At 59.9% G+C, this 23329-nt stretch carries 28 protein-coding genes and 6 tRNA genes; all 34 read left to right on the forward strand.

Annotated features, from left to right (window positions below; all coding sequences use genetic code 11):
• Nucleotides 1-196: 196 nt before the first annotated feature.
• The 34 genes from yihA (at nt 197) to rplL (ending at nt 23297) form a co-directional block, all read left to right on the forward strand.
• Nucleotides 197-817, forward strand: a complete 621-nt coding sequence (yihA, locus tag O6929_04795) for a ribosome biogenesis GTP-binding protein YihA/YsxC (protein ID MCZ6479715.1) — start codon at nt 197-199, stop codon at nt 815-817.
• Nucleotides 814-2601, forward strand: a complete 1788-nt coding sequence (locus O6929_04800; GenBank protein ID MCZ6479716.1) for a tetratricopeptide repeat protein — start codon at nt 814-816, stop codon at nt 2599-2601. The genes yihA and O6929_04800 overlap by 4 nt, the downstream gene beginning before the upstream one ends.
• A gap of 17 nt (nt 2602-2618) precedes the next feature.
• Entirely contained in the window at nt 2619-3383 is a 765-nt protein-coding gene (locus O6929_04805) for a hypothetical protein (GenBank protein ID MCZ6479717.1), read from the forward strand.
• Nucleotides 3384-3390: 7 nt separating this feature from the next.
• Nucleotides 3391-4290: a 4-(cytidine 5'-diphospho)-2-C-methyl-D-erythritol kinase gene (gene ispE / locus O6929_04810; GenBank protein ID MCZ6479718.1), complete on the forward strand. Its 900-nt coding sequence runs from the start codon at nt 3391-3393 to the stop codon at nt 4288-4290.
• Between the two features lie 85 nt (nt 4291-4375).
• Nucleotides 4376-4449 (forward strand) — tRNA-Gln (locus O6929_04815).
• 23 nt (nt 4450-4472) lie between these two features.
• Nucleotides 4473-5411, forward strand: a complete 939-nt coding sequence (locus O6929_04820; GenBank protein MCZ6479719.1) for a ribose-phosphate pyrophosphokinase — start codon at nt 4473-4475, stop codon at nt 5409-5411.
• A gap of 74 nt (nt 5412-5485) precedes the next feature.
• A complete protein-coding gene (locus O6929_04825) occupies nt 5486-6175 on the forward strand; it encodes a 50S ribosomal protein L25 (protein ID MCZ6479720.1) in 690 nt (229 codons plus the stop codon).
• Nucleotides 6176-6184: 9 nt separating this feature from the next.
• Complete coding sequence (gene pth, locus O6929_04830) at nt 6185-6775, forward strand: aminoacyl-tRNA hydrolase (GenBank protein MCZ6479721.1); 591 nt, start codon at nt 6185-6187, stop codon at nt 6773-6775.
• A 4-nt stretch (nt 6776-6779) separates the two neighbouring features.
• Entirely contained in the window at nt 6780-7136 is a 357-nt protein-coding gene (gene rpsF / locus O6929_04835; GenBank protein ID MCZ6479722.1) for a 30S ribosomal protein S6, read from the forward strand.
• 3 nt (nt 7137-7139) lie between these two features.
• The gene (locus O6929_04840; protein ID MCZ6479723.1) at nt 7140-7526 is read left to right on the forward strand and encodes a single-stranded DNA-binding protein; all 387 of its coding nucleotides are present in this window, start codon (nt 7140-7142) and stop codon (nt 7524-7526) included.
• 44 nt (nt 7527-7570) lie between these two features.
• Nucleotides 7571-7813 carry a 30S ribosomal protein S18 gene (gene rpsR / locus O6929_04845; GenBank protein ID MCZ6479724.1) on the forward strand — a complete coding sequence of 81 codons (243 nt, stop codon included), beginning with the start codon at nt 7571-7573 and terminating at the stop codon, nt 7811-7813.
• 10 nt (nt 7814-7823) lie between these two features.
• On the forward strand, nt 7824-8267 hold the full coding sequence (gene rplI / locus O6929_04850) for a 50S ribosomal protein L9 (protein ID MCZ6479725.1): 444 nt from the start codon (nt 7824-7826) through the stop codon (nt 8265-8267).
• A gap of 14 nt (nt 8268-8281) precedes the next feature.
• Complete coding sequence (gene dnaB / locus O6929_04855; GenBank protein MCZ6479726.1) at nt 8282-9661, forward strand: replicative DNA helicase; 1380 nt, start codon at nt 8282-8284, stop codon at nt 9659-9661.
• A 53-nt stretch (nt 9662-9714) separates the two neighbouring features.
• Complete coding sequence (gene radA / locus O6929_04860; GenBank protein ID MCZ6479727.1) at nt 9715-11076, forward strand: DNA repair protein RadA; 1362 nt, start codon at nt 9715-9717, stop codon at nt 11074-11076.
• Nucleotides 11077-11139: 63 nt separating this feature from the next.
• Nucleotides 11140-11631 carry a CarD family transcriptional regulator gene (locus tag O6929_04865; GenBank protein ID MCZ6479728.1) on the forward strand — a complete coding sequence of 164 codons (492 nt, stop codon included), beginning with the start codon at nt 11140-11142 and terminating at the stop codon, nt 11629-11631.
• A gap of 39 nt (nt 11632-11670) precedes the next feature.
• Nucleotides 11671-12687, forward strand: a complete 1017-nt coding sequence (locus O6929_04870; protein MCZ6479729.1) for a PIN domain-containing protein — start codon at nt 11671-11673, stop codon at nt 12685-12687.
• Nucleotides 12688-12766: 79 nt separating this feature from the next.
• A complete protein-coding gene (gene ispD, locus O6929_04875; protein ID MCZ6479730.1) occupies nt 12767-13513 on the forward strand; it encodes a 2-C-methyl-D-erythritol 4-phosphate cytidylyltransferase in 747 nt (248 codons plus the stop codon).
• Complete coding sequence (gene ispF / locus O6929_04880) at nt 13459-13935, forward strand: 2-C-methyl-D-erythritol 2,4-cyclodiphosphate synthase (protein MCZ6479731.1); 477 nt, start codon at nt 13459-13461, stop codon at nt 13933-13935. The genes ispD and ispF overlap by 55 nt, the downstream gene beginning before the upstream one ends.
• Nucleotides 13936-13957: 22 nt before the next feature.
• On the forward strand, nt 13958-15445 hold the full coding sequence (gene cysS / locus O6929_04885) for a cysteine--tRNA ligase (protein MCZ6479732.1): 1488 nt from the start codon (nt 13958-13960) through the stop codon (nt 15443-15445).
• Entirely contained in the window at nt 15420-16199 is a 780-nt protein-coding gene (rlmB, locus tag O6929_04890) for a 23S rRNA (guanosine(2251)-2'-O)-methyltransferase RlmB (GenBank protein MCZ6479733.1), read from the forward strand. The genes cysS and rlmB overlap by 26 nt, the downstream gene beginning before the upstream one ends.
• A gap of 132 nt (nt 16200-16331) precedes the next feature.
• A tRNA-Thr gene (locus tag O6929_04895) sits at nt 16332-16407 on the forward strand.
• An 80-nt stretch (nt 16408-16487) separates the two neighbouring features.
• Nucleotides 16488-16573 (forward strand) — tRNA-Tyr (locus O6929_04900).
• Nucleotides 16574-16687: 114 nt separating this feature from the next.
• Nucleotides 16688-16762 (forward strand) — tRNA-Gly (locus O6929_04905).
• Nucleotides 16763-16836: 74 nt separating this feature from the next.
• A complete protein-coding gene (locus O6929_04910; GenBank protein MCZ6479734.1) occupies nt 16837-18096 on the forward strand; it encodes a tetratricopeptide repeat protein in 1260 nt (419 codons plus the stop codon).
• A gap of 94 nt (nt 18097-18190) precedes the next feature.
• Nucleotides 18191-18266, forward strand: a tRNA-Thr gene (locus O6929_04915).
• Between the two features lie 52 nt (nt 18267-18318).
• Nucleotides 18319-19500 (forward strand): elongation factor Tu, encoded by a 1182-nt coding sequence (tuf, locus tag O6929_04920; protein MCZ6479735.1) that lies wholly within the window; start codon nt 18319-18321, stop codon nt 19498-19500.
• Nucleotides 19501-19589: 89 nt separating this feature from the next.
• Nucleotides 19590-19739, forward strand: coding sequence for a 50S ribosomal protein L33 (rpmG, locus tag O6929_04925; GenBank protein MCZ6479736.1), 150 nt, complete (start codon nt 19590-19592; stop codon nt 19737-19739).
• A gap of 170 nt (nt 19740-19909) precedes the next feature.
• Nucleotides 19910-19985, forward strand: a tRNA-Trp gene (locus O6929_04930).
• A 97-nt stretch (nt 19986-20082) separates the two neighbouring features.
• Nucleotides 20083-20277 (forward strand): preprotein translocase subunit SecE, encoded by a 195-nt coding sequence (secE, locus tag O6929_04935; protein ID MCZ6479737.1) that lies wholly within the window; start codon nt 20083-20085, stop codon nt 20275-20277.
• A 1-nt stretch (nt 20278) separates the two neighbouring features.
• Nucleotides 20279-20833 carry a transcription termination/antitermination protein NusG gene (nusG, locus tag O6929_04940; protein MCZ6479738.1) on the forward strand — a complete coding sequence of 185 codons (555 nt, stop codon included), beginning with the start codon at nt 20279-20281 and terminating at the stop codon, nt 20831-20833.
• A 95-nt stretch (nt 20834-20928) separates the two neighbouring features.
• Nucleotides 20929-21354, forward strand: coding sequence for a 50S ribosomal protein L11 (gene rplK, locus O6929_04945; GenBank protein MCZ6479739.1), 426 nt, complete (start codon nt 20929-20931; stop codon nt 21352-21354).
• Nucleotides 21355-21544: 190 nt separating this feature from the next.
• On the forward strand, nt 21545-22255 hold the full coding sequence (rplA, locus tag O6929_04950; GenBank protein MCZ6479740.1) for a 50S ribosomal protein L1: 711 nt from the start codon (nt 21545-21547) through the stop codon (nt 22253-22255).
• Between the two features lie 51 nt (nt 22256-22306).
• Nucleotides 22307-22849 carry a 50S ribosomal protein L10 gene (rplJ, locus tag O6929_04955; protein MCZ6479741.1) on the forward strand — a complete coding sequence of 181 codons (543 nt, stop codon included), beginning with the start codon at nt 22307-22309 and terminating at the stop codon, nt 22847-22849.
• Nucleotides 22850-22898: 49 nt separating this feature from the next.
• Nucleotides 22899-23297, forward strand: a complete 399-nt coding sequence (gene rplL, locus O6929_04960; protein ID MCZ6479742.1) for a 50S ribosomal protein L7/L12 — start codon at nt 22899-22901, stop codon at nt 23295-23297.
• Nucleotides 23298-23329 lie beyond the last annotated feature (32 nt).

Here is a 23329-nt window from a genome sequence, read left to right on the forward strand (position 1 = left end):
GCCTCGCGATCGGGGCTGTCTGTGGGGTATTCATGCTTTGGGTCTGGGCAGAGCTTATGCGCCGAACCGGCTACCTCTCCGAGGAGGAGCTGAACGAGATGAAGACTAAGTGGGTAGGTTAGGGGGACAACTCGCCATTTCCCCTTGCCCTGGATCTTTACCTCTGGTATTCTAAACAAAATTTACCACCTGGAGGATGAAAGTAACCTCTGCCGAATTCGTAGGCAGCGCGACAGGTCCACGGGACTTTCCCAAGGACCGACGGCCAGAGATCGCCTTTGCTGGTCGCTCGAACGTGGGGAAATCCTCCGTGCTCAATCGGCTCCTGGGCCGGCGAAAGCTCGCCAGGGTCTCCAAGACTCCCGGACGGACCCAAACGATAAATTTTTTCCGGATCAACGGAGGGGCTTTCTATTTTGTAGACCTTCCCGGGTATGGGTATGCCAAGGTCTCCGAGCGAATACGGCGGTCCTGGGCACCCATGGTGGAAGGATACCTGCGAGATCGAGAAATGCTCCGGGCTGTGGTGATGATTGTGGATGCTCGCCATCCGCCCACCCCCCTCGATCAAGAGCTGCGCGCATGGCTTGATGCCGCGCGCATCCCCCATCTGGCCGTATTGACAAAGGCAGATAAGGTGAGCCGGGGGGGCCGACGTCGGAGTCGAGAGATCGCAGCGGCGGCCCTCAAGATGCGAGACCCAGAACAGGTTCTCTTCTTTTCCGCAGTGACCGGAGAGGGGGAGCGGGAATTGTGGCAGCATCTGGCACAGTATCTGCAGCATTCGGGAACGCTCGCTCAAGGGAGAAATGCGTGACTAAACAGCGGTCGATCAGGAAAACCTTACGGCCGATAATGCTCGTGGCCATCGTCTCTTTCCTGGGGCAGGGATGTTCTTCACTCGTCGCCTCCTCCTCTGCCGTCGCTGTCAAGCCACAAAAAGTTGCGCCGCGCAGCCACCAGGCGCGCGCCCGTTCTGTCAGCGGCCGGAGGGAGGAAGGAGCGGCGTACTATCAATATCTGCTCGGGAGCTTGGCGGAAAGGCAGGGGGATTTGGGCGGCGCTCTTCAGCACTACGAAGGGGCCTTGGTCTTGGATCCGGACTCCCTCAGCGTTCGCTTGGCCATCGCACACCTGCATATGCGGAGCGGCATGTTTGAGAAGGCAATCAACGGTGCCGAAGAGACCCTCACCATCGACCCAGAGAATGTCCAGGCCCTCCTGCTTCTAGCCTCAGCCTACCTGAATATCCGGAACGCCCGAATGGCCGATCGGTACTATCGGGAGGTGTTGCGTCTTGAACCGGAAAGGGCGGATGTCTATCTCCAGCTGGGGAACCTTTACACGAGGACGAAGAAGTACGCGGAGGCCATAGAAGCATACCGGCAGGCTTTGGCCATTGACCCGAACCTCTACCAGGCCAGATTCAATCTGGCTCGGGTTCTCCTGGACGCCAAAAAGGTAGAAGAGGCGATTTCCGAGCTGGAAACGCTCCTGCAGCTCCGCCCGAGCTTTGGCCGGGCACGGCTCCTCCTCGGCCTGACCCATGAGGGACAGGGCCGGTGGGAGCAGGCACGGGAGGCGTACGAGATGGGCTTACGTGAAGATCCCACCAACCGAAGCTACCGGGAGCGACTGGCCTTAACGTATCTTCGGACGGGGGACCGGGCCGCCGCCCTAGCACAGCTTCGGCAGATGGCCTCCCAACGACCCGGGGATCTTGGCTTGCGGAATCGGATCAGCCTCCTCTTGATCGAGTTGGAACAGTACGAGGAGGCGCAGAAGGCCCTTGAGGAGGTGCTCGCCCTCGACCAGGACAACCGGGAGGCTCGGCTCTACTTAGCGATCAGCCTTGAGGAGCAGGATCGCTACGAAGAAGCCCTAGCGGAGCTTATAAAGATTCCTTCCGGGGGGGAGAGATATGTCGACGTCCTGATCCACAAGGGATTTGTCTTGGGACACCTCGATCGCTTGGACGAGGCGCTGGCCGCTTTTCAGGAGGCCGAGCGTCTCAAACCACGGGATGGGAATGTGCGCTACCTCCTAGGCGTAACCTACCTCCGTCGGAAGGAGTATCCCCAAGCGGTCAAGGCCTTAGGGGAGGCAGTCCTCTTGAAACCAGACAACAGCAGCTATCATTACCAGCTGGGGGCGGCCTACGAGCGGAACCGACAGCTGGATAAAGCCGAACAGGCTTTCCGCCGGACCTTGAAAATGAATCCTGAGTATGCCGATGCCTACAACTACCTCGGGTACATGTTCGCCGAGGAAGGGATCCATCTAGAGGAGTCCGTATCCTTGATCCAGAGGGCGCTTGAGCTCGACCCAGACAATGGAGCCTTCGTGGATAGCCTGGGGTGGGCCTACTACAAGCTGGGAAGGTTGGACGAGGCCCTTCTCGAGCTCCAGCGGGCGGTCGCGCTGGTGGAGAAAGAGGACCCAACCATCCGCGAGCACCTCGGAGATGTCTATTTCGAGAAGGGAATGATCCCTCAGGCAGCCGAGGAATGGGAGCGCTCCCTCGACCTCGACGACACCAATGTCAAGCTGAAGGAGAAGCTGCAGCGGGCCCGGAGCTTGCTGCTTCATGGCAAGGAATGATGCCTCCCGGTCGAAGGGTGCGGGAGTGGGCTCTGGTGGGGATGATTTTGCTAGCCGGGTGCGCTAGCCTCCCACCGCCACGAGAGGCCGGCCAGCCAGTTTCCCACGCACTGCGGGATGAGATTGTCGCCCGGGTTCAGAGCCGCGAAGGACAAATCCGGTCCCTCCGAGGGATCGCAGCGGTCGAGGTCACCTGGGACCAGAAGATCTTCAGGTTCAGGGAAGCGGTGGCCCTCCGGAGCGATGGCCGCTTCCGCTTGGAGACCTTGGGTGCACTCGGCCTGCCGACCCTGATCATCGCTTCCGACGGAAGTCAAGTGGTTGCACACAACCCGCGGGATCCTGCGGGTAAGTCCCCGGATGGGTGTGAGTACCTCAACCGTCTCCTCGGTCTCGAGTTGCCCCCTGCTGCCTTTGTCCGTCTTCTTGCCGGCCTTTCCCCCCGACCGGTCGTGCCGTCCCCCTTTGTTTCGTATCTCCCGGAGCGCCGGGTGTATCTGCTCGAAGGGGAGGAGGGCGATTTAGTGCAGCGCCTCTACGTGGATTCCTCCGGGGCTCTCCTCGGAGGGGAGGTCTGGGAAGGGCGCGACGGCCTCCGGTTTGCGTTCAGTGCAGTCCGGGAGGTGCAGGGGATCCTCTTCCCCATGAGCATTACCCTCACCCACGCCAGGAGACCTGTGAAGACCTTAGTAACCTACCAGGCAATTGAGCTCAACCCGGTCCTTGCAGATCGTCTCTTCTCCTTTCCCCAATCCGTCCCGGCAAGTGATAGGGGCTGCTGATTCACTGATGGCGCTGACTCTGTGGGCACCGGCCAAAGTTAATCTGTTTTTGGAGGTCCTGGGGAGGAGGCCCGACGGCTATCATGAGGTGCGGACCATCCTGCAGCATGTCGACCTGTGCGATGAAATCCGGATTGTCGAGGGAGGGCAGGGAATTCTCGTGGAATCGCGTGGGCTTCCGAGCCCGGAGGGAGAAGAGAATCTTGCTTACCGGGCCGCAGACCTTTTCTTTCACACGTGCAGCATCCGAACAGGTGTCCGGATCCAGATTATCAAGCATATCCCGCTCGGGGCAGGGATGGGCGGGGGGAGCAGTGACGCCGCCACCACGCTCTGGGGGCTCAATCAGCTTTTCCGAACAGACCTCACCGCAGAGGGACTCTACCGGCTGGGCGCTCAATTAGGATCGGACGTCCCCTTTTTTTTCGGCGGACCCACGGCGTGGGCATCTGGTCGGGGTGAGGAACTCTATGCCCTTCCTCCCTTTCCTGTCTCCTGGTTGCTGATCGTTTTTCCCGGTTTTCCGGTCTCCACTACGTGGGCGTATACCAATTTGGAATTGACAGGCGGCGATAGAAGCATTAGGGTAAGAACCGCGGCGGAGGATGGCAACTATGAATCCCTTCTCACGTCGTCCTGGAATCGTTTCGAAGAGATTGTGTTCCGCCGCTACCCTGTTGTCAGGCAGCTGAAAGAGTACCTGGAGGCCTGTGGTGCCCGGCCGGCCCTCATGACCGGTACTGGCTCGGCAGTCTTTGGTCGGGCTCGAACGCGAGAGGATGCGGAGGGATGGGCGGGCCGACTCAGGGAGAAGGGGTGCGCGGTTTTTGTGGTTCGGACCCTCTCTCGCCCCCCGTTGGGTCCCGGAGGGTTTGGGGAGACGGGACCAGGAGGATCCTCCTGCTGAAGCAGGTGAGGGGATGAGCTTCTCGCACGGTTCGAAGCTCATCCCCCAGTTTTTTTGTGAGTGGCACCTCTGTTCGGGTGCAGGATGCGGGGTCGGCTAATGGTAGGCCGCCAGACTTTGGATCTGGCTGTCCAGGTTCGAATCCTGGCCCCGCAGCCATGCAGGTGAAGTAGAGGGAGAACATCGTGACCCGAATGATCCTCTTTTCCGGGAATGCTAATCGGAAATTGGCACAGGAAATTTGTGAGTATCTCGGGACCCCCCTCGGTCTGGCCGAGGTTACTCAATTCTCGGATGGAGAGACCTTTGTGCAGATCTCTGAAAATGTGCGGGGGGCCGATGTCTTTGTAATCCAACCCACCTGTCCTCCCGTCGATCACCACCTGATGGAGCTTCTGATCATGATGGATGCCCTGCGCCGTGCCTCTGCGGCTCGAATCACCGCGGTGATTCCCTATTACGGCTATAGCAGGCAAGATCGGAAGGTTCAACCAAGGGTCCCTATTTCGTCTAAGCTCGTGGCAGACCTTATTTCGGTCTCCGGAGCCAATCGCGTGCTCACCATGGATCTGCACGCCGGGCAAATCCAGGGATTTTTCAATATCCCGGTGGATCACCTGTTTGCCACCCCCGTCCTGCTCCAGCACTTCCAGGAGATGGATTGGGATGATGGAGTGGTGGTGGCCCCGGATTCCGGCGGAGTGGAACGGGCGAGGGCGTTTGCCAAGCGGTTGGACACCTCGTTGGCCTTTATCGACAAGCGGCGCGAGGGTCCAAACGATGCCAAAGTCATGCACATCGTGGGGGATGTCAAAGATCGAAATGTCATCATCGTAGATGACATGATCGACACCGCGGGAACCATCGTGCAGGCGGTGACGGCCCTTCGCGAACAAGGGGCCCAGCGGATTTACGCCAGCTGTACCCACCCAGTCCTGTCGGGCTCAGCCATTGAGCGGATCGAGAGTTCGACCCTCGAAGAGGTCGTAGTCACGAATACGATTTCCCTGGATGAGCGGCGTTCCTCGAAGAAACTGACCATCCTTTCGGTAGCCTCCTTGCTGGGAGAGGCTATCGACCGGATCCATCGGGAAACCTCGGTCAGCTCGCTCTTCGTCTAAGTTCATCATTCGTGGCCGGATTGCGACTGCTATACACCCTGAACTATTCACCATGAACGCGTAGGGGGTTGTGAATGGAGTTTGTGGATCTGAGGGTCGAGCGCCGGACTGGGACAGGAAAGGGCGTAGCACGGGAGCTTCGCCGACGGGGTCAGATCCCCGCCATTCTTTACGGGGAGGGCGAGCCGATCCCCTTGACGGCAGATCCGAAGGTTCTTCTTCGAGTGCTCGGGACGGAAGCGGGTGAAAACGTTATCCTCAACCTTACTATTGTCGACGGGAAGGATTTCACCCGAAAGGCTATGGTAAAGGAGGTGCAGGTCGACCCGGTGACGGGAAAGCCACTGCACGCGGACTTTCTGGCGATCTCTATGGAACGGCCGATTGAGGTCGAGGTGCCCGTGGAGGTGGCGGGCGTGCCGGAAGGAGTGAAGGAGAAAGGCGGAATACTGGATCAGATCCTCCGGGAGATCAGGGTGCGGTGCCTGCCGGTGGCCATCCCCGATAGGATCGGGCTGGACGTTTCCTCCCTGGACATCGGAGATGTCCTCCATGTCAGCGATCTTCCCATTCCCGAGGGGGTGGAGTTATTGACCGACCGGGAACAGGCGGTGGTGATGGTGGCCGCCCCCGCGGTAGAGGAGGTCGCCGCTCCGGTGGGGGAGGAGGCTGCCGCTGTCCCCGCCGGCGAGGAGGAACCGTCGGAAGAACCTGCTGCCGAGGCGGAAAGAGCCGCCAAGCCGGGCACCAAGGCGAAGGAGTGAGGGGAGCCATTGTGGCTCATCGCGGGTCTGGGGAACCCGGGATCCGAATACGCCAAAAGCCGCCACAACGTGGGCTTCTTGGTCGTGGAGGAGCTCGCGCGTCGGTGGAGCCAGCGGTTCCGCCGCCGCCGCTGGGAGTGTCTGTACGCTGAGGGGACCCTGGCAGGGGAGCGGATCATCCTCATCAAGCCTCTCTCCTTCATGAATCAGAGCGGCAGGCCGATCAAGGCCTGGCTGGAAAAGAGGTCAATCCTCCCGGGAAGGCTCATGATAATTCACGACGATCTCGATCTCACCTTTGGGCGAATAAGGGTCGTGGCCAGGAGGGGACACGGTGGGCACCAGGGGGTCCTTTCTATTCAAGAGGCGATCGAGACCTTTGCCTTTCCGCGGGTGCGAGTCGGCATCGGCCGACCGGACAAGGGGGACGAGGTGGAATTCGTCCTGGCCCCTTTTGACGAGGCCGAAGCTCGCTGCCTCCCCGAGGTCTTGGGCCGTGCAGCCGACGCGGTGGAGGAAATCGTTGTCCACGGTGTAGTATCGGCCATGAATCGGTTTAATGTCCGGTCCGCCCTGCCGGACCATCACCCGAGGAGGTGAGAGAGTGCCAGAATACGAGATCATTGTCATTTACGAGGCGGGACTATCCGAGGAGGCTGTCGAAGCGCAGGTGGAGTCGGTCAAGGGATTCCTCGCCCGGGAGGGGGCGGAGCTTCTTGAGGTTCAAAAGTGGGGGAAGCGACGCCTGGCCTGGGAGATCAAGAAGAAGCGGGAGGGGTTCTACATCTTCTTCCGGGTCAAGGGCAAGCCCTCGCTGCCACAGGCGTTGGACCGACAACTCAGGTTTGTGGAGGTCGTCCTGCGCTGGGTCCCAGTGAGGGTCAAGTCGGCAGCTCGCTCGCGCGAGGAGAAGGCAACCACGGCAGCAGCACCCACTGAAGCGGGAGGAGAGGGGTCGTAAATTATGGCCAATTTCAACAAGGTCATCCTGCTGGGGAATCTCACCCGGGATCCGGAACTCAGATATACCCCGAGTGGTGCACAGGTCTGCAATTTTGATCTGGCTGTAAATCGCAGTTATACGACCCAGGCGGGGGAACGTCGGGATGAGGTCTGCTTCATCACCGTCGTCGCCTGGGGGAAGCAGGCCGAGACCTGTGCGGAATTTTTAAGTAAAGGAAGAGCCGCCTTAGTCGAGGGGCGCCTCTCCCAACGGTCCTGGGAGACTCCCGAGGGGCAGAAACGGTCGAAGCACGAGGTCGTGGCGGAGCGGGTCCAGTTCATTGGGGGTCGCAAAGGTGCTGAGGAAGAGACCCCCTCGGTGCCGGGAGAGGAGGAACCACCCTTTTAGGTCGGGCCCTGAATCCCCCACGGGGCCGAACGGGAGAGATACCAATGGCGGATTTCAAGCGACGGAAGAGCTATAGTCGAAAAAAAGTCTGCAAATTCTGTGTGGACAAGGTGGAGCAGGTAGACTACAAGGATGTCCGGCGCCTTCGAAGCTTTGTGACGGACCGGGGGAAAATCGTCCCCCGTCGGATATCCGGTACCTGTCCCCCACACCAGCGGCAGCTCGGAATGGCCATCAAACGGGCTCGGAACATCGCGCTGCTGCCCTTCGTCGCCGACGTCAGCTAGTGGAGATCTCATGAAGGTGATTCTGATTCAAGAGGTCCCCCATCTTGGCCGAGTTGGCGATCAAGTGGATGTGGCCAGAGGCTATGCCCGAAACTTTCTTATCCCGCAAAGACTGGCGGTGGAGGCGACTCCCTCGAACCTCCGATCCCTGGAACAGCTCAAGGCACACGCCAGACAGCGGGAGGAGCGTCTGAAGGAGGAGGCAGAATCCACCGCTGGGCGACTCCGGGACCTGACCCTGACCCTTGTCCGACCAGCTGGGGAACAGGATCGTCTTTTCGGATCCGTCACAAAGAGCGACGTCGCCGAGGCGTTAGCAGCCAAGGGAATCGATCTTGACCGGAGAAAGATTACGCTGGAGGGTCCGATCAAGGCCTTAGGGACCCACGCCGTGCCTATCCATCTGTACCGGGACATCGTTGCCGAGATCCAGGTTGAGGTCGTGAGGGAGTAGCGGGAAGGACCGAGATGCGCGTCCCGTCCACGGTCGTCGAGAAGATCCCACCTCAGGCCCCAGAAGCGGAAGTCGCGGTTCTGGGAGCCATTCTGATAGAACACGAGGCCTTCATGAAGGCCCTCGAGGTTCTCCGCGGTCAGTACTTTTACCGCGGGGCTCACCAAAAGATTTTCGCTGCCTGTCAGGACCTGTTCCAGCGGAACGAACCCGTTGACCTGGTCACGCTCGGGAATGAGCTGAGCCGGAAGAACGCGCTGGAAGAGGTGGGAGGGGCGAGCTATCTCGTCTCCCTCGTAGAGTCCGTCCCGACTGCCGCAAACGTGGCATACCATGCCCGGATCGTCCGGGACAAGGCCCTGCTCCGCGAGCTCATCGCGGCTGGCAGTGAGATTGTTGGAGAAAGCTTCGCGGACCAGGAGGAGGTGGACGAAGTCCTGGATCGGGCGGAACGCCGAATCTTTGAGATATCCCAAGACCGGGTGAGCCGTGCCTTCCTCCCAATTCGGGCCGTCCTCAAAGGAACCTTTGAGGCGATCGAGCGGCTCTACGACCGGAAGGCGCAGGTAACCGGGGTTCCGACCGGGTTCGCTGGCTTCGACACGCTCACCTCGGGGCTCCAGCCCGCCGATCTGATCGTCGTGGCCGGTCGCCCCTCGATGGGGAAGACCAGCTTTGCCTTGAATATCGCGCAACACGTGGCAGTGGAAGAGAGAATCCCGGTCGCGTTGTTCTCCTTGGAGATGTCCAAAGAACAGGTGGTGCAACGGCTGCTCTGTGCTGACGCCAGAGTGGATTCTCATCGACTTCGTACCGGGTATCTCAGGGACAGTGACTGGCCGAGGCTCACCACCGCTGCCGGCCGCCTCTCAGAGGCCCCCATCTTCATCGATGACAGCGCCGGCATCTCCGTCCTCGAGATGCGGGCGAAGACGCGCCGCCTTAAGGCAGAGCAGGGTGGTCTTGGCCTTGCCATCGTTGACTACCTCCAGCTGATCCGCGGCCGAGGGCGGATTGAGAACCGAGTCCAGGAAGTCTCGGAGATCACCCGGTCCCTGAAAGCCATGGCCAAGGAGCTCGAGCTTCCCGTGATGGCCTTGTCACAGCTCTCCCGTGCGGTGGAGCGACGGGAAGAGCGCAGGCCACAGCTCTCGGACCTCAGGGAGTCGGGCTCCATCGAGCAGGATGCCGACGTGGTGGTGTTCATCTACCGGCCCGGGGTCTACAAGCGGGGTGGTGAGGCTGGCTTGGGCGGGGGGGACGAACAGGAGGATGTGACAGCCGAGGTGATCATTGGCAAGCAGCGGAATGGACCCACCGGGACCGTGAAGCTGGCATTCCTCCGCGAGTATACCCGGTTTGAGCCCCTGGATCCCCGGCGGGAGTTCGCGTAGTCCTCCACATTTCCTTCCTCATTTTTCCTTCTCCAGATGCTGCAGGAGGTTTGGTGGCGAAGGCCAAAACCTACTTCGAATGTCAGCAGTGCGGATATCAGACCCCCCGATGGTTGGGCCGGTGCCCGGAGTGCGGGAGATGGGGCACTCTCGTGGAGGAGCGTCCCGTGGGAGACGGGCCGCGGGCGGGAGGAGTCCGCCATGCGTCCAGCACTCCGCTTCCGATCACCGAGGTGCAAGGTCCCGCGCTCAGTCGAATCCCCACTGGATTTGCGGAGGTGGACCGAACCTTGGGGGGCGGGGTGATCCCGGGCTCGGTGATTCTCGTCGGCGGCGACCCCGGCATCGGCAAGTCCACCCTCCTGCTTCAAGTCGCGGCCCGCATAGCGAGTCAGGGCCGCAAAGCCCTCTACGTCTCGGGGGAAGAGTCGACCGAGCAGATCCGGGTCCGAGCGGAGCGGATCGGTGCCATGGCCTCCCAGCTCTATCTCGCCGCCGAGACGGGCCTCGAAGCGATCCTCGATCACGGGGAACGGATCCGGCCGGACTTCTTGGTGGTGGATTCCATTCAGACGACCTGTTCCGCGGCGCTCGAGTCACCGCCGGGCAGCATCAGTCAGGTGCGCGAGATCGCAACCGGCCTCCTCACCTTGAGCAAGGAGCGGGGGATCAGTACGTGTCTTATCGGTCACGTCACCAAGGAGGGATCCTTCGCCGGCCCCAAGGCTTTGGAGCACATCGTCGACACGGTGATTTATTTTGAAGGCGAGCGGCAATACACCTATCGGATTCTTCGGGTTACCAAGAACCGCTTCGGCTCCACCAACGAAATCGGAGTGTTCGAGATGACCGAGGCCGGACTCACGGAGGTTGGCAATCCTTCCCGGGCCTTTCTGGCCGAACGATCCCAAGGAGTGATCGGCTCCGTGGTCGTGGCGACCATGGGGGGAACACGCCCGCTTCTGGTGGACATCCAAGCCCTGGTCGCCCCAACCCATGCCAGCGTTCCGCGGCGGGTGGTGACGGGCGCCGATCTTCACCGGGTGGCAATTCTGTTGGCAGTCCTGGAAAAGCGGCTAGGGATGCCACTCTCCACCTGTGATGTGTTCGTCAATGTCGCCGGAGGGGTGCGGATCACCGAGCCGGCTGCAGACCTGGGTATCGTGGCGGCCGTGGCCAGTAGCTTCCGAAACATTCCTCTAGATGCTCACATGGTCTGCTTCGGTGAGGTCGGACTGACCGGAGAGATTCGGGCTGTCCGGCACGCGGCAAAGAGACTCCATGAGGCCCGGCAGCTCGGGTTTACCCGATGCCTTGTCCCCGAAACGAACGATGGTCGACAGGGGGAGGGAGGAGAGATAGAGGTCATTGGCTTAGGTACGGTGGACACCATGATGACCGTTCTCTTCCCGTGAATAGCAAAGAAAATTTTGACTGATTGATGGATTTTTGGTATCGTAGCCACAGAGGAGATCACGATGCGGGAAATGTTCTCTGTCGGGAAGAAGGTCGTGTATCCCACGCACGGGGTCGCCCTGATTGAGGCCATCGACGAAAAGGAAGTCTCGGGCTGTAGGCAGTCTTTTTATATATTACGAATGTTGGGTAACGATACCACCATCATGATCCCGACCCATAATGCGAAGCGGGTCGGCCTCCGAGAGGTGATCGGTCGTTCGGAGATCCCACAGGTCATGGAAATTCTCCGACGGAAGGATATCGAGATCTGCCCCAACTGGAATCGACGTTTTAAGGATAACTTGGAGCGGATCAAGTCCGGATCCCTCTACGAGATGGCATTAGTTTTCCGAAAGCTGGTCGTTCTCCAGAAGGAGCGGCATCTTTCCTTCGGCGAGAAGAAGATGCTCGAGAACGTCCGCCGGCTCATCGTCAGCGAGATCGCCCACGCCGCGGGGATAGACCATGGAGAGGCGGACGGGATGGTCGAGAAAACCATCGCGACGGCGTGAGGTCGGGTGAGGGGGTGGTAGCTTCGCGGGAGGTGAATAGTGATATCAGCACAAGTTGTCAGGGGACTCTTCGTGGTCCTCTGCGGCCTTGTCGGCTTGGCGGCGGGATCGGTTTTCAAGTCCGAGAACCCGTATCTGCTCTTCGGTCTCGGCGGCGGGGTGGCCGCGGGCGTGGGCGCACTCCTCGTAGAGTGGGTCCTGAGACGAGTCCAGATCAAAGCCCTCATCAGCGGTATTATTGGTCTCTTTATCGGACTCTTTCTCGCCCGGTGGCTCCTCGACACTCTGGCGGTCCTCTTGGACCCCTTGGCCCAGCCGGTCCGGAGCTTCCTCGAGTTGCTCTTCATGGTTGCCGTAGGCTACGTCGCTGCTGCAGTGGCAGTGGAGAAGGGAGGGGGACTCGGCATCCATGACCTGCTCCGTGCGGTGAAAGAGCAGCCTCGTTTCGAACGAAACAAGATCCTGGACACCTCGGTCATCATCGACGGCCGGATCGCCGACATCTGCGAGACGGGCTTCATGGAGGGGACGCTTATCATCCCTCAGTTTGTCCTCCGTGAGCTCCAGCACATCGCGGACTCTTCGGACCCGATCAAGCGGAATCGGGGACGGCGAGGATTAGACATCCTGCAAAAAATCCAGAAGAATACCGATGTTCAGGTAAGGATCCACGACATGGACTTCCCGGACATCCGGGAGGTCGATGGCAAGTTGGTGGCTATGGCCAAAGCCCTCACGGCGAAGGTCGTAACCAACGATTTCAATTTGAATAAGGTAGCCGAACTCCATGGAGTGCCGGTGCTGAATATCAATGAACTGACGAATGCCCTCCGACCAGTGGTCCTTCCCGGCGAGGAGATCCGCATCTACGTGCTCAAGGAGGGGAAGGAGTACAACCAAGGGGTGGCATATCTGGATGATGGAACCATGGTCGTCATCGACAACGGCCGCCGGCACATCGGTCAGACCATCGATGTGTGTGTCACCTCGGTGCTCCAAACAACGGCGGGGCGGATGATTTTTTCCCGGCTCAAGGAAGAGGCCGAAGCTGCGTGACGTTGGAGTCCCCTGGTATCCGGCGTGAGTGATCGGCACGGGACGGGGTTTTATTTAAAGGTAGGTCGCAGAGCAGCTTATGAGCGTGACGGCGATCGTGCCGGCCGCGGGCCTTGGCCGTCGAGTGGGAGGAGACGTCCCCAAGCAGTTCCGCCTCCTCAGAGGGATGCCCATCCTGACTCGGACCCTGCTGAACCTGACCACCTCGGGCCTCGTAGACAGGCTGATCTTGGTGGTGCCGCCTGGGACCGAGGACTGGTGCCAGAAAGAAATTATCACCCCCTATTCCCTTCCTCCCGTCATCGAAATTATCCCCGGAGGAGCCGAGCGGCAGGAGTCGGTCTTCCTGGGTCTGCAGAGGGCGACGGTGGGTACGGAACTCGTGGCGATCCATGACGCCGTTCGCCCGTTTATTTCATCCGATCTCCTTCGTCGGACCATCGAAGCAGCCCGGAGCTTTCGGGCAGCCGTGGCGGCGGTTCGGGCCACAGAGACGGTCAAAGTGGTGGAGAGCGGCTTCATTCAGCAGACCCCGTTCCGAGACCACCTCTGGATCGCCCAGACCCCTCAAATCTTTCAGCGAGATCTCATCCAGGAGGGGGTGCGCCGAGCCGTGGCTGATGGGATTCATGGGACCGATGACGCCATGCTGGTAGAACGGCTCGGGGTCCCAGTCAAGGTCGTGGTGAGCTATCCTGAGAACATCAAAATTACGACCACCGAGGACCTAGAGCGGGCGGAACAGATCCTCAGCCGCTGGGAGGATGCGGGGTGCGGATCGGCATCGGTTACGACATCCATCCCCTCGTCTCCGGACGCCCTCTGATTTTGGGGGGGGTCGAGATCCTGTACGAAAAGGGGCTCGACGGCCACTCAGACGCCGACGTCCTGACGCATTCCGTGATCGATGCGGTGCTCGGGGCTGCGGGCGAAGGGGATATCGGTCACCACTTTGGGGTGAGTGATCCTCAATACCGCGACGTACGCAGTCTTCATCTCCTCGAGGAGAGCTGGCACCGGGTGAAAGCGAAAGGCTTCCGCATTGGCAACGTTGATGTGACGGTGGTGGCCGAAGCACCCCGTTTGGCCCCGCATCTGGCAGGCATGGCGGCCAACGTGTCCCAGGCATTAGAAGTAGAGACAGCCCGAATCAACATTAAGCCGACCACGGCTAAAGGTCTGGGCCCACTCGGATCCGGTGAGGGGATCGCCTGCCTCGCTGTTGTCCTCCTGGTGGAGGAGGGTTAAAGGGCGCGCGTGAGCGAGTGGGATGCGAATCTATAACACCCAAAGCCGACAAAAGGAGCTTTTCAAGCCGCTGACACCCGGGCAGGTCCGCATGTATGTCTGCGGGATTACGGCGTACGACCTCAGCCACATCGGCCATGCCCGGTCCGCGCTCGTCTTCGATGTGATCCGCCGGTACTTAGAATTCAAGGGGTACGAGGTTAGATTCATCCACAACTTCACGGATGTGGATGACAAAATTATCAAAAAGGCGGAACAGAGGGGTGCTTCGGCAGGGGAAATATCCGAAGAGTACATCGCCGAGTACCAGAAGGATATGGAGAGGCTCGGGATCCTTCCCGCCACGGTCGAGCCCAAGGCCACGGAGTACATTCCCCAAATGATCGCGCTGATCGAGCGACTTGTTGCCCGGGGCTTCGCCTACATCGTCGACGGCGATGTCTATTTTGAGGTCAGGCGGTTCCCTCCGTACGGACGCCTGTCGGGGAAGAACCTTGACGAACTGCTGGCCGGCGCGCGTGTGGAGGTAGACGAGCGCAAGCGGGATCCGCACGACTTCGCGCTCTGGAAATCGGCAAAACCGGGCGAGCCATCGTGGGAGAGCCCATGGGGTCCAGGACGGCCGGGCTGGCACATCGAATGTTCGGCCATGTCGATGGAGCACCTCGGCGAGTCCTTTGACATCCATGGCGGCGGCGAAGACCTAATATTCCCGCACCACGATTGCGAGATCGCGCAGTCCGAGGCCGTGACGGACAAGCCCTTCGTCCGTTACTGGATCCATAATGGGTTCGTCCAGATCAACCAAGAGAAGATGTCCAAGTCCCTCGGTAATTTTTTTACGGTCCGCGAGATTTTTGAAAAATCGCCGTATGGGGCTCCCGTCACGGCCGAGGCGCTCCGGTATTTTCTTGTCGGCACCCATTATCGAAGCCCGCTGGATTTTTCCGATGACGGCTTGTGGGAGGCCAAACGTGCGCTGGACAGGTTCTACGACCTGTTTGTACGTCTTGACGAGTCGTCCGCAGCGAAAGGACCAGGGGATAGGCTGTTACTATCGTTGCTTGAGCAGTTCGGCGGAGCGTTTCGCCAGGCAATGGATGATGACTTCAACACCCCAGCAGCTATTGCACAGCTCCAGGTTCTGCGCGGCGAGATGAACCGTTTGTTGGAGACCGGATTGTCCAAGGAGGCATGCGAAAGCGCGCGCGAGGAGTTTCGATCATTCGGTCGGGTGCTTGGTCTACTTCAGTTGTCGTTCCGAGAATGGGAGTTTGGGATCGTGGTCCGACCGCACACGGCTGATGTTGTCGTCGTGGGAGAGGAAGTGGAGCTGAGGCTAAGTAAGGAGTCTCTGACCGATGAAGAGATCGAGCGGCAGGTTGCCGAACGAAACGAAGCGCGGAGAAGAAAAGATTTCAAGAAGGCGGATGATATTCGGGCAGAGCTCGCCTCGTTCGGGATTACGATAGAGGATCGGCCAGATGGTACCAGCCGGTGGAAACGATGACGCACGCGAGGTCATATATGGCCTCCGTGCTGTACGGGAAGCGCTTCGAGCAGGGACCCGACCGCTTTTGCGGATTCTGGTCTTGCGACAGGATCGTCAATTTGCGGATCTCGCCCGGCTGGCTCGAACCGCGCGGATCCCCGTCCACATCGAGCCAAAGCAGGTACTAGATCGGCTCGTACCGGGAGGCAAACATCAAGGTGTTATCGGGGTCGTGGCAGCCAAGCGGTATGCCGATCCCCTGGACATCGTGCGGTACGCGCATCGACGCGGCGAGCCGCCGTTTCTCGTCATCCTGGACGGGGTGGAGGATCCGCACAATCTCGGTGCAGTGATTCGGACCGCCGAGGCCGTGGGGGTGCACGGCGTGGTTCTCCCCGAACGGCGCGCCGTCGGCCTCACGGGGACCGTAGCCAAAGCGTCAGCCGGGGCCCTGGAGCACGTTCGGGTCGCCCGGACACCCAATCTCTCGCGTGTGATCGAGAGTCTAAGGGCTGAGGGGCTTTGGATCTTTGCGCTGGATCACCGTGCTTCAAAGCCATACACGGCGCTGGACCTCACTGGTCCTATCGCGTTGGTTTTAGGAGGCGAAGGCAAAGGCATTCGGCCCGGCGTGCTGGACAAATGTGACGATAGCGCCAGCATTCCGATGCAAGGGCGTGTCGAGTCGCTGAATGTGAGTGTTGCCGGTGCAGTCCTGATGTACGAGGTGCTCCGACAACGGATGCTTCAAGCGAAAATTCAAGAAAAGTAGCGAATATTGGCATGAGTATTGCTAAGCCGTGCTCCGCCAGCTGTAAGACGTTTTATTTCAAACCTTCCCGTGTTGAGTGGTGAAAATTACCCTTTACTTTTCGCTATAAGTGTATCACTATAGGGGATTGCGGCTGGCGTAGCTCAGCAGGTAGAGCAGCTGATTTGTAATCAGCGGGTCGGGGGTTCGAATCCTCTCGCCAGCTCCACGGAGGATGGGAGTCGAGAAATGAGCACGGAGAGCGAAGGCTTGCCCATTCGCTCTCCGCTCAGTGCGCTGGCCGAATGCGGGGAGATACCCAAGCGGCCAACGGGGGCAGACTGTAAATCTGCTGGCGCACGCCTACGGGGGTTCGAATCCTCCTCTCCCCACCACCATATGAATGATTAAGAGGCAGCCCGAGGTTCTCAGGACGAGAGCACCCAAACGGGAAGGGCCATTTGGAGGCTTGAGAGCGCTGTTTCGTTCGGGGTTATACGCCTTGGGATGCGGGAATAGCTCAGTGGTAGAGCGCGAGCCTTCCAAGCTCGGGGTCGCGGGTTCGAATCCCGTTTCCCGCTCCAGCCCGTTTCCATCCCGGAAAAACGACTCACGGACGGCGGGGGCGCACGGGCCTCACCGAGGCACCTCGAGGAGGGTGCGTCCTTGGTGTGTGGTTATCAGCGTCGGGTTCCTCTGCACGGGGGTTCCGTTGGCCGCCCAGGCGGTTCCGCTGGCCACTCGGGATGTCGCCACGCATAATCAACGAGGGGTGGAACTCAGTGCCAAGGGGGAGCATCGCGAGGCGATTGCCGAGTTTGAAAGAGCCTTAAGCCTCGCCCCATCCCATCCGGTGGTCCGGCGGAATCTGGCTCATGCGCACGGAAATCGTGCCGCCCTGCTGCTTCGGGAGCAGGCCTTCCAGGAGGCGGCGGATCAGTACCAGGCGGCGATTGAGCTGTCACCAAAGGAGCAACGATTTTACGTGGGGCTCGGGGTGGCTTTTCTCGCCCTCCGGGAGATGCCCCAGGCCGTGGAGGTTTTCAGGCAGGCCCGCGATCTCGACCCACAGAATGTAGAAGTCTATCGGTATCTGGGGGAGACCTATTACCGACAGGGGGATCCCAAGGAGGCAGTGAGGACCTGGGAAGAAGGGCTGAGAATCCGCCCTGGGGATCAGGAGCTCGAACGGCGTATCGCCCAAGTCGAAGGGGAACGGCAGGTTCACGAAAGGTACGAGCACCAGACCGGGCACCACTTTGCCCTCCGGTACGTGGGTGAGGTTCCCGAAGAGCTGGGTGGGGAGATCCTCGAGCTACTGGAACAGGCGTACGACGAGGTGGGGTACGACCTGAACCACTATCCCCAGGACACGGTTGAGGTCATTATCTATTCCGATGCCGACTTTCAACGGGTCACTCATCTGCCGGGATGGGTTTCTGCGGCATTTGAAGAACGGGGGAGTCGGATCCGCATTCCCATCCGGGGGATCAGGCAGGGCACAGATCTTCGAGCGCTGTTGTACCATGAATACACCCATGTGGTCATTCGGGACGTTACGGGTGGGAAGGTCCCCACCTGGTTGAATGAGGGATTGGCCCTGATAGAGCAGCGGACTCCTTTGGATGGCGCGGTCGGGACGGTCCGGCAACTGGCGGACGAGAAGAAACTCCCCTCGTTGGGTGCCCTGAATGGCTCCTTTGTGAAACTCACAGGGCCGGAGGCGAGTGTTGCCTACGCCGTCAGTTATACGGCCGCCAAATTTCTCATCGAGCGGTGGAGCCGCTGGGACGCGCAGCGACTCCTTCGACAGCTCGGCGAGGGGTTGCCCTTTGAAGAAGCGCTGGAGGAGACCACTCGACTGACGCTACCGGAGTTCGAGCAAGAATGGCGCGAATGGCTCGTTAGGGGATATTGATTAAGGTGGTAATGCTTCAGGAGGAGAGTCAGAGAGAGAGATAAGGGGCCGGCAGTCCGTCTGTAGGAAACGGATCATCCCGGATCGTTCCGGGGCCCACGTAGCTCAGTCGGCAGAGCGCGTCCTTGGTAAGGACGAGGTCACCAGTTCGATTCTGGTCGTGGGCTCCACAACCTTCATTCATTCGGATGTGGATGCAGCGGGGAAAGGGGGGCATCACCCATGGCGAAGCAAAAATTCGCGCGGACCAAAGAGCATGTGAACGTTGGAACCATTGGGCACATTGACCACGGCAAGACAACGCTGACGGCGGCCATCACGAAATGTCTGCATGCGCAGAATCCCCAGGTTCAGTTCGTCCCCTTCGACCAGATCGACAAGGCCCCGGAGGAGAAGGAGCGAGGAATCACCATCGCCATAGCCCATGTGGAGTACGAGACGGCGAAGCGGCACTACGCTCATGTCGACTGTCCAGGGCACGTGGACTACATCAAGAACATGATCACGGGGGCGGCACAGATGGACGGGGCGATCCTCGTGGTGGCGGCCAATGACGGACCGATGCCCCAGACGCGGGAACACATCCTGCTGGCGCGGCAGGTGAACGTCCCGAGCCTGGTGGTCTTCCTGAACAAGGTGGACATGGTAGATGACCCGGAACTCCTCGAACTCGTCGAGCTGGAGCTCCAAGAGCTGCTGAGTCATTATGGCTTTCTGGGGGACCAGATCCCGATCGTCAGGGGAAGCGCGCTCAAGGCGTTGGAGACGGGTGAATGTCAGAGCATCCTCGAGCTCATGGAGGCAGTGGATAGCTACATCCCGCTCCCCGCGCGACCGATCGATAAGCCCTTCCAGATGCCGATCGAGGATGTCTTCACCATCTCGGGCCGAGGGACTGTGGTGACCGGTCGGATAGAGCGGGGGGTCATCAAGGTGGGAGAAGAGGTCCAGATCGTGGGCATCCGGGAGACCGAGAAGACCGTGGTGACCGGGGTGGAGATGTTCCGGAAGACCCTGGACCAGGGGCAAGCGGGTGATAACGTGGGTCTGCTTTTGCGGGGGACCAAGCGGGAGGAGGTGGAGCGGGGGCAAGTAGTGGCCAAGCCCGGCTCGATCACCCCCCACATCAAGTTCCAGGCGGAGTGCTACGTCCTGACCAAGGAGGAGGGGGGACGGCACACTCCCTTCTTCTCGGGGTACCGGCCCCAGTTTTATTTCCGGACCACGGACGTGACGGGGGTCGCCAGCCTGCCAGAAGGCGTTGAGATGGTGATGCCGGGAGACAACGTGCGCCTCAGCATAGAGCTGATCCAGCCGATCGCCCTCGAGAAGGAGCTGCGGTTTGCCATCCGGGAGGGGGGCAAGACCGTAGGCGCGGGCGTCGTGAGTGAGATGGTCGGGTAGCAACCAGGGGTCTGCAGCCAGTAGCCAGCTTGGGGATCCAAAAGCTGACTGCCGAAAGCTGATGGCGGACAGCTGCCAGTGAGAAGAACATGCGAGAGATCATCGCCTTAGGCTGCACGGATTGCAAGCGTCGCAACTATTCGACGACGAAAAATAAGAAAAATACACCGGACCGGCTGGAGCGGAAGAAATATTGTCGGTGGTGTCGGAAGCACACCACCCACAAAGAAGTCAGGTAGCGGTGATGGGGAAATGGTTTCGTCCTTGCGTGCGGAGGGCTTTTATGGAGGCGACCGGGAGGGCGTCGCCGGTTACGGGGGAGGCAGCCCCCGAAGCCTTTCGCCGAAGGGTGAAAAGGGAGCTTCGCTGAGGGGTGTCGGAAGGGGGTCCTGCCCCCTCCGAGGAAGGTAGGCCAGTAGCTCAATTGGCAGAGCACCGGTCTCCAAAACCGGCGGTTGGGGGTTCAAGTCCCTCCTGGCCTGCCAGATGAGTTCAGGGTTGAGAGTTCAGCGTTCAGAGCTTGGGAGCTTCGGTTCTGCTCTGAACCATGAACCGTGAACTGTGAACCCCGGAGGGAAGTCGGTGCGGGACTGGATCGGGAAGACCACCCGGTTTCTGAAGGAAGTTCGGACTGAGATGGGGAAGGTGAGTTGGCCTCCGCGCAAGCAGGTCATCGGCTCGACCGCCGTCGTCATCGTCTCGGTGTTCATTGTGTCTTTATTCTTGGGACTAGTCGACGTCATTGTTCGAACGGTCATGGCGACCGTCCTTCGTTGATATGAGTGTGCATACGTTAGAACAGAAAGAACAACGGTGGTACGTGGTTCACACCTACTCGGGGTTCGAGAGCAAGGTCAAGTCGAGCATCGAGCAGAGGGCGACTACCCTGGGCCTCCGAGAAAAAATCTCGGAAATCCTGATCCCCACCGAGGATGTGGTTGAACTCAAGAAGGGGAAGAAGCGAATCGCGTCCCGCAAGTTCTTTCCCGGTTACGTCCTTATCCGGATGGAGATGTCAGATGATTTGTGGTACCTGGTCCGCAGCACCCCAAAGGTGACCGGGTTTGTCGGACCCGGGACCCGGCCCATCCCCATCCCCGAGGAGGAAGTTGCTCACATCCGCCAGCAGGTGGAGGAAGGCGCGGAGAAGCCCAAGCATAAGGTCCAGTTTGTACGGGGCGAGGCGGTCCGGGTCATTGATGGTCCCTTTACCAACTTCACCGGCATCGTTGACGAGATTAGACCCGAGAAGGGACGGCTCAAAGTTATGGTAAGCATCTTTGGTCGACCCACGCCGGTGGATTTAGAGTTTTTGCAAGTGGAGAAAGTATAAAGAAAAGCAGTCAGCAATCAGCCGTCAGCGACCAGCAAGATCAAGAGGAAATTCAGTGCTGACAGCGGACTGCTGATGGCTGGAGCAGGGCGACAATGGCGAAGAAAGTCGTGGCAATGGTGAAGCTGCAAGTCCCGGCAGGCAAGGCGAATCCTTCTCCGCCGGTAGGTCCGGCCCTCGGGCAGCACGGTGTGAACATCATGGAGTTCTGCAAGGCCTTTAACGCAAAGACCCAACAGCAAGAGGGGCTGATCATCCCGGCGGTGATCACCGTCTATGCCGATCGTTCTTTTACCTTTATCACCAAGACCCCGCCCACCTCTATCCTGCTGAAGCAAGCTGCGGGGATCGCGCAGGCCTCTAAGGAGCCGAACCGGGTCAAGGTAGGAAAGGTGACTCGGGCCCAGGCACAAGAGATTGCCAAGACCAAGCTCCCGGACCTCAATGCTAATTCCCTCGATGCGGCTGTCCGGATCGTGGAGGGAACGGCCCGGAGCATGGGAATCGAAGTCGTTCCATGAATACAGCTATCAGCTGTCCACTGTCCGCAGAGAACAGCTGGAAGGCCAGGAGGCTGGGACGCTAGAACACGAGAACGGGTGGATGCCGAATTCCTTGTTTGGGTTCGTGCTTTCCAGCTTACGAGCGTTCTAGCATCCCAGCAGTTTATTACGGACTACTGATAGCTGGCAGCTTTGCTGGAGGAAAGGGGTGGCGCAGCACTCGAAGCGATTTGCCAAGGCGGTGACGACGGTGGCGGAACGGGCGCCGCAGCCCGTCGACCTCAAGACAGCCATCTCTGTGCTCAAAGCGGTGGACTCGGCCAAGTTCAACGAGACCATGGAGGTAGCGGTGCGTCTCGGCGTGGACCCGCGGAAGGCCGATCAGATGATCCGGGGGACGGTAGTCCTTCCGCACGGGACCGGCAAATCAGTCCGGGTTCTGGTCTTTGCCAAGGGAGAAAAGGAAAAAGAGGCGCAGGAGGCAGGGGCCGACCTCGTGGGTTGCGAGGATCTGATGGAGAGGATTCAGCAGGGGTGGTTGGAATTTGACCGGGCCATTGCCACGCCTGATGTCATGGGCCAAGTGGGGAAGTTGGGAAAGATCCTGGGTCCCCGGGGGCTCATGCCCAACCCCAAAACAGGGACGGTCACCTTTGATGTCGGCCGAGCGGTCAAGGAGTTTAAGGCGGGCAAAATCGAGTACCGGGTGGATAAGGCCGGCATTATCCATGCCCCTTTTGGGAAGGTCTCTTTCTCGGAGGATCAACTGACGGAGAACGCCGCCGTCCTCCTCGAGGCCCTGGTCCGGGCAAAGCCCCCGACGAGCAAGGGGAAGTTCCTCAAAGCAATTTCCATCTCTTCGACGATGGGGCCGTCGGTTCAGGTCGACGTAGGCACCATTTCCGGGGGAGCCAAGTAGGCGGTCGCAGCGGAGAGCCGCGGAGGCCTCGAACGAGTAGGGAGAGAAGTGATGGTTCGGGTATCAGCAAGGCGCCAGGCACGGGTAGAAGAAGTCGAGCGACTGAAGGAGAGGTTTCGGGACGCTAAGAGTATGGTCCTGACCGATTATCGGGGCCTGACGGTCGCCGAAATCACGGCGCTCCGGCGTGCGCTGCGTGAGGCCTCTGCTGAATACCGAGTCGTGAAGAATAGCCTGGCTCAACTCGCCGCTCAAGAGTTGGGGATCGAAGAGCTTGAGCGGTACTTGAAGGGACCGACAGCCGTGGCCTTCGGCTCAGGGGATCTGGTGGCGACGGCCAAAATCCTGACTGCCTTTTCCAAGAAGGCTCCGGTCCTTCAAGTAAAGGTGGGAGTCGTGGATGGCCAGCTCCTACCACGGGAAGAGGTTCTGGCCATGACAGAGCTTCCACCTCGCGAGGTGATGCTGGCCCGTCTCTTGGGGGTCATGGCGGCCCCGCTCAGCGGTCTCGTCACCGTGCTGTCCGGCTCTCTCCGGGGGCTTGTGGTCGGCTTGGATCAGGTCCGGCAGAAAAGAGAGGGGATCGAAGGATGAATCAGAGCAACATGGAACGATCCGTGGGAAACGCCGACAGGAGGGACTTATGGCACAGGGAAAAGTAACGGTCCAAGATTTTCTTGAATCCATCGACACGTGGACGATCCGGGATCTTCATGAGGCGGTCAAGGCCCTCGAGGAGAAGTACGGCATATCTGCCGCCGCTGTGGCTGCGCCGGCGGCGATGGCCCCGGGGGCTGCTGCTCCCGGCGCGGTAGCGCCTGCTGAGGAGCAAACCGAGTTTGCGGTTATCCTGGCCAGTATCGGCGAGAAGAAGATCCAGGTGATCAAGGAGGTTCGGGCCATCACTAACCTGGGTTTGAAGGAGGCCAAGGACTTGGTCGATGGTGCCCCCAAGCCGGTGAGGGAGGGCGTCTCGAAGCAGGAAGCAGAAGAGATCAAGGCCAAGTTGGAAGGGGCGGGTGCCACAATCGAGGTCAAGTAGCGTTGGGCATCCCAAATTTCCCGTGGAGCCGA

The organism is Candidatus Methylomirabilota bacterium (assembly GCA_027293415.1).
Lineage (GTDB): Bacteria > Methylomirabilota > Methylomirabilia > Methylomirabilales > CSP1-5 > CSP1-5.

What these genes read in the sequence shown, in the direction of transcription:
- rplJ (MCZ6479741.1), top strand. Translation starts at nt 22,307, where the DNA reads ATGGTTCGGGTATCAGCAAGGCGCCAGGCACGGGTAGAAGAAGTCGAG.
- rplI (MCZ6479725.1), top strand. Translation starts at nt 7,824, where the DNA reads ATGAAGGTGATTCTGATTCAAGAGGTCCCCCATCTTGGCCGAGTTGGC.
- rplK (MCZ6479739.1), top strand. Translation starts at nt 20,929, where the DNA reads ATGGCGAAGAAAGTCGTGGCAATGGTGAAGCTGCAAGTCCCGGCAGGC.
- rlmB (MCZ6479733.1), top strand. Translation starts at nt 15,420, where the DNA reads ATGGTACCAGCCGGTGGAAACGATGACGCACGCGAGGTCATATATGGC.
- rpsR (MCZ6479724.1), top strand. Translation starts at nt 7,571, where the DNA reads ATGGCGGATTTCAAGCGACGGAAGAGCTATAGTCGAAAAAAAGTCTGC.
- yihA (MCZ6479715.1), top strand. Translation starts at nt 197, where the DNA reads ATGAAAGTAACCTCTGCCGAATTCGTAGGCAGCGCGACAGGTCCACGG.
- rplL (MCZ6479742.1), top strand. Translation starts at nt 22,899, where the DNA reads ATGGCACAGGGAAAAGTAACGGTCCAAGATTTTCTTGAATCCATCGAC.
- nusG (MCZ6479738.1), top strand. Translation starts at nt 20,279, where the DNA reads ATGAGTGTGCATACGTTAGAACAGAAAGAACAACGGTGGTACGTGGTT.
- O6929_04865 (MCZ6479728.1), top strand. Translation starts at nt 11,140, where the DNA reads ATGCGGGAAATGTTCTCTGTCGGGAAGAAGGTCGTGTATCCCACGCAC.
- ispD (MCZ6479730.1), top strand. Translation starts at nt 12,767, where the DNA reads ATGAGCGTGACGGCGATCGTGCCGGCCGCGGGCCTTGGCCGTCGAGTG.
- rpmG (MCZ6479736.1), top strand. Translation starts at nt 19,590, where the DNA reads ATGCGAGAGATCATCGCCTTAGGCTGCACGGATTGCAAGCGTCGCAAC.
- ispE (MCZ6479718.1), top strand. Translation starts at nt 3,391, where the DNA reads ATGGCGCTGACTCTGTGGGCACCGGCCAAAGTTAATCTGTTTTTGGAG.
- O6929_04825 (MCZ6479720.1), top strand. Translation starts at nt 5,486, where the DNA reads ATGGAGTTTGTGGATCTGAGGGTCGAGCGCCGGACTGGGACAGGAAAG.
- O6929_04840 (MCZ6479723.1), top strand. Translation starts at nt 7,140, where the DNA reads ATGGCCAATTTCAACAAGGTCATCCTGCTGGGGAATCTCACCCGGGAT.
- dnaB (MCZ6479726.1), top strand. Translation starts at nt 8,282, where the DNA reads ATGCGCGTCCCGTCCACGGTCGTCGAGAAGATCCCACCTCAGGCCCCA.
- tuf (MCZ6479735.1), top strand. Translation starts at nt 18,319, where the DNA reads ATGGCGAAGCAAAAATTCGCGCGGACCAAAGAGCATGTGAACGTTGGA.
- cysS (MCZ6479732.1), top strand. Translation starts at nt 13,958, where the DNA reads ATGCGAATCTATAACACCCAAAGCCGACAAAAGGAGCTTTTCAAGCCG.